Source organism: Streptomyces sp. NRRL WC-3742 (genome assembly GCF_000720635.1).
Lineage (GTDB): Bacteria > Actinomycetota > Actinomycetes > Streptomycetales > Streptomycetaceae > Kitasatospora.
The window spans coordinates 18,123-29,360 of the sequence record NZ_JOCF01000087.1; the positions used below are offsets into that span (position 1 = coordinate 18,123).

Sequence of the window (11,238 nt, forward strand, 5' to 3'; positions counted from 1 at the left end):
AGGGGCGGGGCAGGAAACACCGCCCGAACGGGCAACGGTGGAACGGGCGTCAGACCGGCAGGAGGCGGCTGATCAGGTCGGCGAGGCGGCGGGCGTTGCGGCAGGAGTGCATCTCGACGACCTCCGCGTAGGCGAGCGCGGCCGAGTCTCCGGTGGGCCACAGTGCGGGCTGCTCGGGGTTGAGCCACAGGACGCGGCGGGCGCGGGCGTGGATCAGCCGCAGCGCCGCGAGATTGGGGTCGCGGTGGTTGGTGCGGGCGTCGCCGAGCAGCAGCACCGTGGTGCGCGGGCCGACGGCGTCCAGGTGGCGGTCGGCGAAGTCGCCGAGGGCGGCGCCGTAGTCGCTGTTGCCGTGGTGGCCCATGACCTCGGCGCCGGTGAGGATGCGGGCGGCCAGGCCCTGTCCCGGCAAGGTCGCCGGGACAGGGCCTAGGCGAGCAGGGTCCCCGTCGGTGCTGTGCAACAGGTCGGTGACCTCGGCGGTGCGGTTGACGAACGCGAACACCCGGACCCTGCTGAACTGTTCGCTCATCGCGTGCACCAGCAGCATGGTGAAGTCCGCGAACCCGGCCACCGAGCCGGAGACGTCGCACAGCAGCACCAGTTCGGGCCGGGCCGGGCGGCGCAGCCGGTACGCCGGGCGCAGCGGCACCCCGCCGGTGGTGAGCGAGCGGCGCAGGGTGCGGCGAAGGTCTATCTGCCCACGGGCGGCGCGGCGGCGCCGGGCGGCCAGGCGGGTGGCGAGCTTGCGGGCCAACGGGTGGACGGTGCGCCGCAGTTCGGCGAGCTGGTCGCGGCCGGCGGCGAGGAAGTCGATGCGGTCGGCGGTGGGGGCGACGGCGCGTTCGGCGATCCGCTCGGTGCCGCGCAGTTCGGCGACGCGGCGGCGGGCCTCCCCGGCCACGAGGCCCCGGAAGCCCTGGATGCGGCGGCGGATCTCGTCGGCGAGCACCCGGTCGGCGGGGTCGGCGGGGTCGGCGCCTCCCGGGCGCAGCGCGGCGAGGATGCGGGCGAGCAGGGTCTCGGGGGCGAGCCGGCCGAGCGCCTGGTGGGCGGACCAGCCGTCCGTACCGGGGCTGGAGCCGTCGCCGTAGCGGCCGAGGGCCTCGATCACCTCCCCGGCGAGGCGGCCCTGGGCGGCGCGGTCGTCGGCGGCGAGGGCGGCGGCGAGGCGCTCGCGCAGGTCGTCGCGCAGCGGGTCGGGGCGGCCGAAGCGCGGCGGCTGCGGGTCGTCGGGCAGCGGCGGCGGGTCGGCGCGTACGGCTTCGGGGGTGCCGACGCCGAGGGGGAAGAACAGGTCGAAGGTGGCGTCGAAGACGGCCCGCTGGCCCTCGGAGCGCAGCACGGCGGCGGCCAGCCCGGCCCGTACCTGCTCGCGGTCGTCGAGGCCGAGGACGGCGAGGACGGCGGCCGCGTCCACGGTCTCGGAGGGGCCGATCCGCAGGCCGTGGCCGCGCAGCGCCCGGACGAGCCCGGTCAGGCGCGAGGCCGGGTCGGCGGGGCCGGGGGTAGCGGTCGTGGTCATGCGAGGGTGAGCTTCTGGGACGCCTTGCGCACGTCCTCCTGGTGCTTGAGGATCACACCGAGGGTGTCGCGCACCACCGCGTCGTCCAGGGTGTCGGCGCCGAGGGCGAGCAGGGTGCGGGCCCAGTCGATGGTCTCGGCGACGGACGGCGCCTTGCGCAGTTCCATCGCCCGCAGCGCGCCGACGATCCGTACCAGGGAGTCGGCGAGGGCCCCGTCCAGTCCGGGCACCTTGAGGCGGACGATCCTGCGCTCCAACTCGGCCTCCGGGTAGTCGAGGTGGAGGAAGAGGCAGCGGCGGCGCAGCGCCTCGGAGAGTTCCCGGGTGGCGTTGGAGGTGAGCAGCACGAAGGGGCGCCGGCTCGCGGTGATGGTGCCGAGCTCGGGCACGGTGACCTGGAAGTCGCTGAGCACCTCGAGGAGCAGGGCCTCGACCTCGACGTCGGCCTTGTCCATCTCGTCGATGAGCAGGACGGTGGGCTCCTCGCCTCGGATGGCGGTGAGCAGCGGGCGGGGGAGGAGGAACTCCTCGCCGAAGATGTCGGTGCGCGCGGCGTCCCAGCTCTCGTCGCGGCCGGCGGTGATGCGCAGCAGCTGCTTGGCGTGGTTCCACTCGTAGAGGGCGCGGGCCTCGTCGATGCCCTCGTAGCACTGGAGGCGGACGAGCCGGGCGCGGCCGATCGCGGCGAGGGCCTTGGCGAGTTCGGTCTTGCCGACGCCGGCGGGGCCCTCGACGAGGAGAGGCTTGCCGAGGCGGTCGGCGAGGTAGACGGTGGTGGCCACGGCGGTGGAGGCCAGGTAGCCGGTGGCGGCCAGCCGTTCGGCGGCGTCCGTCACCGAGGTGAAGAAGCCCGTGCCCTCGCCGGTGTCGCTCATGGTGGTGCCCCGCTCCGCTGGGATGTGTCCTGGGATGTGTCCGTCGGGGCGCCACCCTACCGGCCGGTCACATTCCTGTCGCGGGGGTCGGCGGCGTACGACGACCGCGGGGCCGCCGTACGCCGTTGGTGCTCTACCGGCCTTGCGGGGCCGGTCAGTTGACGTACAGGAGCGGGCTTCCGGCGACCGAGCTGTCGGAGACCGGGCCGTAGGTGGCGCTGAAGTAGCCGGTGGAGAAGCACAGGCCCGGGCCGGAGACCAGGGTGAACGGCTGGGCCGAGAAGCCGATGGAGTTGGCGCCGTTGTCGGTGGTGCCCGCGATGCCGGTGGTGTTGGAGTACTTGCAGGTGACGCTGCCCAGGATGGTGCCGAGGACGACGGTGGTGCCCATGGAGCCCGCCGCGCCGGGGGTGAGCGCGACCGGGTAGCCGGGGTCGTCGCTGACGGTGTTGGTGAACGGCAGGTTGGTGACGGTGACGCTGCGCACGCTCGTGACGCCGAAGACGTTGGAGGTGCAGGAGCCGAAGGTCTGGGTGTTGAGCTGCTCGACGGCCGCGCCGGGGGCGGCCGGGTTGGCCGTCACGGTGGCGGAGAAGGAGGAGGCGGCGCACTTGATGCCGCTCGTCCCGGTGTCGCTGTTGTAGAAGGTCGCGTAGGTGCCGGAGACGAGGTTGGCGGTCAGGACGTCTCCGACGGAGACGTTCGGGCCGCCGAGGCTGCCGGTGGTGAGGACGGCGGCGGCGTCGGCCTGGGCGGGGGCGACGGCCGCGCCGGTGAGGGCGATGGCGGCGAGGGTGGCGGTGGCGAGAGTGCGGCGGATGCGCATGAGGGTGCCTCTCTCCGTCCCGGGGGACGGGTGGGGGAATCCCCGCCGGCGGGTGTGGTGGTGTGCACGACGGGGGAGGTGCGGTGGCATGGCACACCGGGAGCTGCACGGGGTGGCGCTCGGGCGTGAGCCGAAGGAGGCGCCCGGCACGGCGGGCCCGGCGCCACGGGCCCGAACGTGCTCTGTACCCCTGGGGTCCTCCGGCCGGGCTGCTCGCCCGCCGGTTGGAAACCTGCCAGTGTTGTAAACCCGGCGTTACGTCAAAGTCAAGACAGGACACAGGAGTTGGTGATGGACGACGAAACCCTCCGCAGAGCCGACGTGATCCTGCTCCCGGGCGCCCGGACCGGCCGCGACCCGGCCCGCTCGATCAAGCCCGGCCCCCGCCGCCAGCCCGCCGGAGTCGTCGCCGCGACCCAGCGCGAACGCCTGCTGGACGGTCTGGTGCGCACCGTCGCGGACCGCGGCTACCAGCACGCGACGGTGAGCGACATCTGCCGCGCGGCGGGTGTGACCAGGCCCGTCTTCTACGAGCAGTTCAGCGGCAAGGAGGACGCCTTCCTCGCCGCGCACCGCTTCGGCACGGGTGTGGTGATCCGCCGGATGGCGGCGGCCTTCGCGGCCGAATCCGACTGGTGCGCCGGCATCCGGCAGGCGCTCGGGGCGATGCTCCAACTCCTCGCGGGGACGCCCGCGTTCGCCGCGATGGCGGTGATCGAGATCGAGGCCGTCGGCCCGGCCGGTCGTCAGGAGCGCGAGCAACTCCTCACCCGATTCCGGGCGTTCTTCGCCGAGGTGCCCCAACTTCCGGGCGGTGTCGCGGTGCAGGAGGTGGTGGACGCCGTGGTGGGCGGCGTCTACAGCGCGCTGTACCGGTGGATATCCTCCGGCCGCACCGATCAACTCCCCGACCTGCTCCCGGTGTTGAGCCTCTTCTGCCTGGCGCCGTTCCTGGGCCCGGAGCAGGCGGCCGTTCGGCTCGGGTCGGCCCGGTCGACGACCGGTGAAGATCCTTCGTGCACCCGTATTGACCCGGCCGATACCCGGCAGTAGCTTCACGGTTACTCCGAACGCGATCCGCCGGACCCGCCCCGCTGCCGAGGGCGGCCGTCCGCGCGGGCCGTGGAACGCTGTCCGCGCCAGGACAACGTGCCAGTGACTGCACAATCCCGAATCCACCTCAGGGAGCACACATGGCCACGTCCGAGGAAGCCGCCGAAGCGGCCGAGGCACCGCAGACACCCGCCGCCACAAGAGGCCGGGTACGGTTCAGGCGCACCGCCCTGATGGCCGTCCCGGCCGTCGCACTCGGCGGGCTGCTGATGACGCTCACCGCGCAGGGCGTGCTCGCCAACCAGTTCTCCATCTCCGGCATGCCGTTCACGATCACCGCCGACCGCCTCGAGGGCGACGGCTTCGCGCAGTACGGCAGCCTGGACGAGATGATCCCGGACAGCCCCAACCAGGGGAACACCGGCGGCCAGGTGCTGGTCGCCGTCTCCGCGATCAAGACCGCCAGGATCACCAACCTGTGCCAGAGCGTCGACCTCGGCGGCGTCAACCTGGTCATCCACGCCGGTGACGGCAAGGACCCGGTCACCGCCACCGACCTCACCACCGACTCCGACCTGCTCTCCGGCGACGCGGCCTTCGACAACATCGAGATCGGCGGCGACGCCAGCACGTACAAGAACGCCGGACGGTACGGCAAGGGCAACCCGGGCGTCTTCGGGCAGCAGGCCGACCACGTCGACATGACGCACGTCAAGCAGCACAACTACGCCAGCACGGCGCTCAAGTTCAAGCTGCCCAACCTGCGGCTGAGCTTCGACTCCAAGGGCTGCTGAGCATGGCGGGGTCCGTGCCGGAGCCGGCCGCGCCCGCCGCATCGGTTCCCGCGGCGCCCGCCGCGCCCGTCGAGCCCGCCGCTCCCGTCGCTCCCGTCGCGGGCCGCCCGGCGAAGGGCGACTGGCGGGGCCGTCGGCCGTTCTGGGGCGGGCTGCTGCTGACGCTCGGCGGCGGCGAGGTGCTCTTCGTCATGAAGATGCCGCTGCCCCTCGTGCTGCACATCGGCATGGAGGGGCTGGCCGGGCTGCTGGTGCCCGCGGTGATGCTGGTGTGCGGGCTGCTGATCCTGTTCAACCCGGCCCAGCGGCTGTTCTACTCCGTCATCGGCGTGCTCGCCGCGCTGGGCACCTGGGTGACCTCCAACTTCGGCGGCTTCCTGATCGGGATGCTGCTCGGGGTGGTCGGCGCCTGCCTGACCTTCGGATGGGTGCCGGACCAGCCGCTGCGACGTGGGAGGCAGCGGCGCGAGGACCGGCGGGCGTGGCGCCGGGAGGCGAAGGCGGCCGCCGGGGTGTGACCGGTCGTGCCCCGCGCCCCGGTGGTGGGAGAGCACCGGGACGCGGGGCACGGCCGTGGCCGGGGCCGGTGCCTCGGATCGTCGACGGCGCCTCAGATCGTGGAGGCGTCGATCACGAACCGGTACCGTACGTCGCCCTCGGCCAGGCGCCGGAACGCCTCGTTGATCCCCTCGGCGCCGACCAGCTCGATCTCCGCCGCGATGCCGTGCTCGCCGCAGAAGTCCAGCATCTCCTGCGTCTCGGGCAGCCCGCCGATCTGCGAACCCGACAGCGACCGGCGCCCCGACAGCAGCGCCCCGGCGTTCACCCGCACCGGCTTCTCCGGCGCGCCGAGCTGCACCAGCGTGCCGTCGACGCGCAGCAGGTCCAGGTAGGCCGTCAGGTCGAGGTCGGCGGAGACGGTGTTGAGGATCAGGTCGAAGCGGCCCGCCAGCTCGGTGAAGGTCGCCGGGTCGGAGGTGGCCCGGTAGTCGTCGGCGCCCAGGCGCAGCCCGTCCTCGCGCTTGCGCAGCGACTGGCTCAGCACGGTGACCTCCGCGCCCAGCGCGTGCGCCAGCTTCACGGCGAGGTGGCCCAGGCCGCCCAGGCCGATCACCGCGACCTTCCGGCCCGGGCCCGCGCCCCAGTGGGCCAGCGGCGAGTAGACGGTGACGCCGGCGCACAGCAGCGGCGCGGCGGCGTCCAGCGGCAGAGCGTCGGGGATGCGCAGCGCGTACGCCTCGTCCACCACCAGCTCGGTGGAGTACCCGCCGTACGTCGTCAGGCCGTCCCGGCCGGTGCTGTTGTACGTCCAGACGGTGCCGACCTCGCCGGTGCAGTACTGCTGAAGGCCCGCGCGGCAGTTGTCGCAGGTGCGGCAGGAGTCGACGAAGCAGCCCACGCCGACCCGGTCGGCGACCTGCCAGCGCGTCACGCCGGGGCCGACCTCGCTCACCACGCCCGCGATCTCGTGGCCCGGGACCATCGGGAACGTCCCCGTGCCCCAGTCCTCGGCGACCTGGTGCAGGTCGGTGTGGCAGATGCCCGTGAAGCGGACGTCGATCACGATGTCGCGCTCGCCCACGGCCCGGCGGCGCACGGTGGTCCTCGCCAGCGGGGCGTTCGGCCGCTCGGCGGCGTAGGCGGTGACGGTGCGCGGGTTCGTCTCGTTCTTCATGGCCGTCAGCCTGCGCCCCGGCTGCCCGCTCAACCAGACCCGAGGCCGTCGTACGAACGTCCGTCGTACCATCGCGCAACGTACGTCCCGCAGTAGTACCCTCACCACGCCGTGACGTGCGCATACTTCTGGGATGGACCAGCGCACCGAACTCAGCGAGTTCCTCCGATCCCGACGCGCCCGGCTGCGCCCTGAGGACGTGGGACTGCCCGGCACCACCACCCGGCGCCGGGTGCCCGGCCTTCGCCGCGAGGAGCTGGCCCGGCTCGCGGGCGTCAGTACCGCCTACTACACCCGGCTCGAACAGGGCCACGGGGAGAACGTCTCCGCCTCCGTGCTGGAGGCCATCGCCCGGGTGCTGCGGCTCAGCCCCGCCGAGCGCGAGCACCTGCTGCGGCTCACCCGGCCCGCGAAGCGCGGTCCGGCGCGCGGCGGCGCCTCCGGCCGCCCGCAGCGGGTGCGCCCGGCGTTCCAGCAACTGCTGGACGCGATGGACGGCGTGCCCGCGTACGTGCTCGGGCGGCGGATGGACGTGATCGCCTGGAACCGGCTCGCCGCCGCCCTGCTCGGCGACTTCGCCGCGATGGCGCCCGAGCGGCGCAACATGGCCTGGCTGGTCTTCCTCGACCCCGCCACCCGAGACCTGTACAGCGACTGGGAGGCCAAGGCCACCGACGTCGTCGGCAGCCTGCGCCTGGACGCGGGCCGGGACCCGGACGACCCCCGGCTGGCCTCCCTGATCGGTGAACTCTCCCTGAAGAGCGCCGACTTCCGCCGCCTGTGGGCCGCCCACGGCATCCAGGACAAGGGGTACGGCGCCAAGGAACTGCACCACCCCTCGTCGGCCCGCTGAGCCTGCGCTACGAGACGATGCGGCCCGCCGACGCCGAGCAGGAGTTCGTCTCCTACCACGCCGAACCGGGCAGCACCTCCGCCGAGTCCCTGCGGCTGCTGGCCAGTTGGGCGGCGAGCGAGGCCGTCCGCCCGGACTCCCCGTCGCCGGTGGAGCGGTAGCGGACCGCAGGCCGTCCGCCGCCTTCCGATCAGCGGTAGCAGTACGAGTCGGAGGAGGCGTCGCCGCCCGCCAGGTGCGTCTGGTGCACCCGCAGGCCCCGGAAGTCCGCGCCGTGCGGGAAGAAGCGCTCGTCGACGCTCAGCCCGCCGACCTCCGGGTCCGCGTCCAGCTTGATCAGCCACGGGTCGATGCCCGCCGGGTAGAACTGGTCGTCCCAGGCGCCGTAGAGGGAGTTGGTCAGGTAGAGCCGGCGGCCGTCCCGGCTGATCTCCACCATCTGCGGCGCCCCGCTCAGCGGCCGGTCCGGCTCGGCCGGGTGCGGGGTGCGGTCGACGATCCCGCCCAGCCGTACGGAGGCCGTCCTCCGGGGGTGGAACGGGTCCGACACGTCGAACTGCAGCAGCTCGCCGGTGCCCCAGGCCGACACGTACAGCCAGCGGTCGTCCACGGACAGGTTGATGTCCGTGATCAGCGGCGGCACCGCGCCGAAGGGCTGCAGCGCGGGCGGCAGGTCCTCCGCCTTCGCCGGCTCGGCCGGGATCTCGATCACCTTGCGGGCCGTGAACGCCTCGCCGTCGCGGTACCAGAGCCACACCGAGGCCGAGAGGTCCTCCACGTTGGTCACCACCCCGACGAAGCCCCACTCCGCCTGCGGGTCGTGCGAGGGGCGCAGCTCCAGCACCATCTGGTACTGGTCGCCGAGGTCCACCCGCTGGAGGTGACGGCCCGAATCCAGCTCCCAGAAGTGCAGGGCGTGCCCGTACTTGCGGCCCAGCAGCAGCTCCGGCACCACTCCGTTCTCGACCATGCCCGGGGTGCCCCACTCGCTGGTGACGCCCACGCCCGTGCCCAGGTGCCACCACACGTCGTACGCGAAGTGCTGCGGGCCGCGCTCCGTCTCCCACGGGCGCAGCACCTCGAAGGTGGTGTGGTCCAGCAGCGCCACCCCGCCCGGTCCGTCCTCGCCGCGCGCCCCGCCCAGGCAGGACAGGAACACGCCGTCCGGGCCGCAGTGCAGGGTGTGCGGCCGCGAGTAGCCGGCCTTCGCGGCCAGCTCCTCGGGCTCCACGGTCTTCACCAGGCGCGGGCGCACCGGGTCCGGCCGGGTGTCCATCACGTGCAGCCGGGAGGAGCGCAGCCCCGGCAGCAGCAGGTAGCGGCGCTCCGGGTGCTCGTGGCAGGCGTGGGCCAGCGCGCTGGAGCAGGCGTTCCAGCCGAAGTGGTGCAACTCGTCGCCGAGGGTCGGCAGTTCGGCGAAGTTCAGGACCGTCCCGTAGGTCGGCGAGGCCGGATCGGTGTCCACCGTCAGCAGCGCGTCCGGCCGCTCGGCCGCCCGGTCGAACCCGGCGACGTACGCCAGCCTCTCCGGCGGCGCGGCGATCGCCTCCGCGGCCGAACGGTAGAGCGACGGATCGGTGTGACCGGCCTCGGGCATGGGCTCTCCTCAACTCTCCGGGAAGATCAACGAAGTTGGACCTTCCCGGCAGCGTTCCACACCACCGGCGGCGCACAGCAGGCGCACGGGGAGCGGGCTGGAGGCGCACCCGGTGGCGGGCCGGGGGCGCAGCCGGTGCGCCGCGCGGGCGGGCGGAGCCGCCGAGCGGATGCCCCCTACCGGCCGGTATGGTCAGGGGCGGAACGGGCGACGGCCCGCCCCGGACGCCCCGGGGCGGCGCGAGAGAAGAACGGGTACGGCGGAGACGATGGAGTTTCGGGAAGACATCCTCGGTGCCCCCTACGAGGCGGCCGAACTGACCCTGCGCCCCGACGACGAGGGCCCGGTCTGCGCCACCCTCGTCCGCCGGCTCGTGCCCGGCTCCGAGCGGGCCGTGCTGTACGTCCACGGCTACAACGACTACTTCTTCCAGACCCACCTGGCCGACCACTACACCGCGCTCGGCTTCTCCTTCTACGCCCTCGACCTGCGCAAGTACGGCCGCTCGATGCGCCCGCACCAGTCGCCCAACTTCGTGCGCGACCTCGCCGAGTACGACGAGGAGATCGACGAGGCCGTCCGCATCATCCGCGAGGAGGACGGGCACCGCCGACTCCTCCTCAACGGGCACTCCACCGGCGGCCTCATCGGCTCCCTGTGGGCCGGCCGCCGCGCCGGGCGCGGACTCGTCGAGGGGCTGTTCCTCAACAGCCCCTTCCTGTCCATGCCCGCCGGCGCCGCCGTCCGCACGGCCGGCGGCCCGGTCGTCACCGCCCTCGGACGCCTCGCCCCCACGCGCGTCCTGCCCTCCGCGCTCAACCCGCACTACACCCACAGCCTCCACAAGGACCACCAGGGCGAGTGGGAGTTCGACCTCACCCTCAAGCGCCCCGAGAGCTTCCCCCTCTACGCGGGCTGGCTCTCCGCCATCCACCAGGGGCAGCGCCGCCTGAAGCGCGGCCTCGGCATCGACGTTCCGGTGCTGCTCATGGCCTCCACCCGCTCCATCGCCACCACCAAGTGGACCAGCGCCCTGCACCACGCCGACGCCGTGCTTCGCGCCGACGACATCGCGGCCGAGGGGCCGCGGTTGGGGCGGCACGTCACCATCGTCCGCATCGAGGGCGGCATGCACGACCTGGTGCTCTCCGGGGAGGCGGCGCGGGCCGCGGTGTTCGCCGAGCTCGACCGGTGGCTCGAGGCGTACCTGGACGTGGACCTGGACGTGGACCTGGGCGTGGACGCGCGGCCGGTGGAGGCGTGACCCCGCAGTCCTTCGACGACCCCGTCCCGGTCGGACGGCAGACCGACCTCGGGTACGCCAAGCTCATGCCCGACGTCGACCGCGAGGACGCCTGGCTGCTCACCCTCGACGGCACGCCCCAGTCCTACGTGGACCTCGCCGAGCCGACACACCTCGAGTTCGAGTACACCCGGCGCCTCGGCCACCTCGCCGACGTCCTCGCACCCGCCGGCCGCCCCCTGGACGTCCTCCACCTCGGCGGCGGCGCCCTCACCCTGCCCCGCTACCTCGCCGCCACCCGGCCCGGCTCGCACCAGCGCGTCGTCGAGGTGGACGGGCCGCTGCTCGACCTCGTCACCGAACACCTGCCCTGGCAGGACCAGCCCGGCGCCGACATCACCGCCGTCGTCGGCGACGCCCGGGCCTGCCTCGCCGCCGTCCCGGCCCGCTCGCAGGACCTGATCGTCGCGGACGTCTTCCACGGCTCCCGCACCCCCGCCCACCTCACCTCGGTCGAGTTCCTGCACCTGGCCGCAGCCGCCCTGCGCGAAGGCGGCTGCTACGCCGCCAACCTCGCCGACGGCCCGCCCCTCGCCTTCGCCAAGGCCCAGGCCGCAACCCTGGCGGCGGTCTTCCCGCACGTCCTCCTCGCCACCGAAGCCCCCGTCCTCCGCGGCCGCCGCTACGGCAACATCCTCCTCGCCGGCTCCACCACCCCCCTCCCCACCGCCCCCCTGGCCCGCCTCCTCGCCGCCGACATCTTCCCCGCGCGTCTCACCGACGGCCCCACCCTCACC

The 11,238-nt window shown here is 73.6% G+C and carries 10 protein-coding genes and 1 pseudogene; 6 read left to right on the top strand and 5 right to left on the bottom strand.

The features are described from left to right. Window positions 1-49: 49 nt before the first annotated feature. The 3 genes from IH61_RS0134895 to IH61_RS0134905 all read right to left on the bottom strand — a co-directional run bounded on the left by IH61_RS0134895 (window position 50) and on the right by IH61_RS0134905 (window position 3,226). Entirely contained in the window at window positions 50-1,525 is a 1,476-nt protein-coding gene (locus tag IH61_RS0134895) for a vWA domain-containing protein (RefSeq protein WP_031077431.1), read from the bottom strand. After that, window positions 1,522-2,400, bottom strand: coding sequence for an AAA family ATPase (locus tag IH61_RS0134900; protein WP_031077432.1), 879 nt, complete (start codon window positions 2,398-2,400; stop codon window positions 1,522-1,524). The genes IH61_RS0134895 and IH61_RS0134900 overlap by 4 nt, the downstream gene beginning before the upstream one ends. A gap of 154 nt (window positions 2,401-2,554) precedes the next feature. Then, on the bottom strand, window positions 2,555-3,226 hold the full coding sequence (locus tag IH61_RS0134905; RefSeq protein ID WP_031077433.1) for a hypothetical protein: 672 nt from the start codon (window positions 3,224-3,226) through the stop codon (window positions 2,555-2,557). Window positions 3,227-3,517: 291 nt separating this feature from the next. Here IH61_RS0134905 and IH61_RS49805 point away from each other — a divergent pair, with 291 nt between their 5' ends. The 3 genes from IH61_RS49805 to IH61_RS0134920 all read left to right on the top strand — a co-directional run bounded on the left by IH61_RS49805 (window position 3,518) and on the right by IH61_RS0134920 (window position 5,591). Beyond that, the gene (locus tag IH61_RS49805) at window positions 3,518-4,279 is read left to right on the top strand and encodes a TetR/AcrR family transcriptional regulator (RefSeq protein ID WP_051838566.1); all 762 of its coding nucleotides are present in this window, start codon (window positions 3,518-3,520) and stop codon (window positions 4,277-4,279) included. A 140-nt stretch (window positions 4,280-4,419) separates the two neighbouring features. Continuing rightward, entirely contained in the window at window positions 4,420-5,073 is a 654-nt protein-coding gene (locus IH61_RS0134915; protein WP_031077435.1) for a DUF6230 family protein, read from the top strand. A 2-nt stretch (window positions 5,074-5,075) separates the two neighbouring features. Continuing rightward, a complete protein-coding gene (locus tag IH61_RS0134920) occupies window positions 5,076-5,591 on the top strand; it encodes a DUF6114 domain-containing protein (RefSeq protein ID WP_234327465.1) in 516 nt (171 codons plus the stop codon). A gap of 92 nt (window positions 5,592-5,683) precedes the next feature. On the opposite strand, the gene IH61_RS0134925 is transcribed toward IH61_RS0134920, so the two are convergent. Then, complete coding sequence (locus IH61_RS0134925) at window positions 5,684-6,748, bottom strand: NAD(P)-dependent alcohol dehydrogenase (RefSeq protein ID WP_031077437.1); 1,065 nt, start codon at window positions 6,746-6,748, stop codon at window positions 5,684-5,686. A gap of 133 nt (window positions 6,749-6,881) precedes the next feature. On the opposite strand from IH61_RS0134925, the pseudogene IH61_RS41955 reads away from it, so the two are divergent. Then, window positions 6,882-7,762 (top strand): annotated as a pseudogene (locus IH61_RS41955) (helix-turn-helix domain-containing protein). A gap of 29 nt (window positions 7,763-7,791) precedes the next feature. On the opposite strand, the gene IH61_RS0134935 reads toward IH61_RS41955, so the two are convergent. Beyond that, on the bottom strand, window positions 7,792-9,198 hold the full coding sequence (locus tag IH61_RS0134935) for a selenium-binding protein SBP56-related protein (protein WP_031077439.1): 1,407 nt from the start codon (window positions 9,196-9,198) through the stop codon (window positions 7,792-7,794). Window positions 9,199-9,466: 268 nt separating this feature from the next. On the opposite strand from IH61_RS0134935, the gene IH61_RS0134940 reads away from it, so the two are divergent. Beyond that, window positions 9,467-10,462, top strand: coding sequence for an alpha/beta hydrolase (locus IH61_RS0134940; protein ID WP_051838567.1), 996 nt, complete (start codon window positions 9,467-9,469; stop codon window positions 10,460-10,462). Window positions 10,463-10,527: 65 nt separating this feature from the next. After that, window positions 10,528-11,238: spermidine synthase (locus IH61_RS0134945; RefSeq protein ID WP_107057321.1), on the top strand; the 711-nt coding region annotated here is incomplete at its 3' end.

Excerpts from the sequence above, each read along its gene's own strand:
- IH61_RS0134920 (WP_234327465.1), top strand. The coding sequence starts at position 5,076 with ATGGCGGGGTCCGTGCCGGAGCCGGCCGCGCCCGCCGCATCGGTTCCC.
- IH61_RS0134900 (WP_031077432.1), bottom strand. The coding sequence starts at position 2,400 with ATGAGCGACACCGGCGAGGGCACGGGCTTCTTCACCTCGGTGACGGAC.
- IH61_RS0134940 (WP_051838567.1), top strand. The coding sequence starts at position 9,467 with ATGGAGTTTCGGGAAGACATCCTCGGTGCCCCCTACGAGGCGGCCGAA.
- IH61_RS0134925 (WP_031077437.1), bottom strand. The coding sequence starts at position 6,748 with ATGAAGAACGAGACGAACCCGCGCACCGTCACCGCCTACGCCGCCGAG.
- IH61_RS0134895 (WP_031077431.1), bottom strand. The coding sequence starts at position 1,525 with ATGACCACGACCGCTACCCCCGGCCCCGCCGACCCGGCCTCGCGCCTG.
- IH61_RS0134915 (WP_031077435.1), top strand. The coding sequence starts at position 4,420 with ATGGCCACGTCCGAGGAAGCCGCCGAAGCGGCCGAGGCACCGCAGACA.
- IH61_RS0134905 (WP_031077433.1), bottom strand. The coding sequence starts at position 3,226 with ATGCGCATCCGCCGCACTCTCGCCACCGCCACCCTCGCCGCCATCGCC.
- IH61_RS0134935 (WP_031077439.1), bottom strand. The coding sequence starts at position 9,198 with ATGCCCGAGGCCGGTCACACCGATCCGTCGCTCTACCGTTCGGCCGCG.
- IH61_RS49805 (WP_051838566.1), top strand. The coding sequence starts at position 3,518 with ATGGACGACGAAACCCTCCGCAGAGCCGACGTGATCCTGCTCCCGGGC.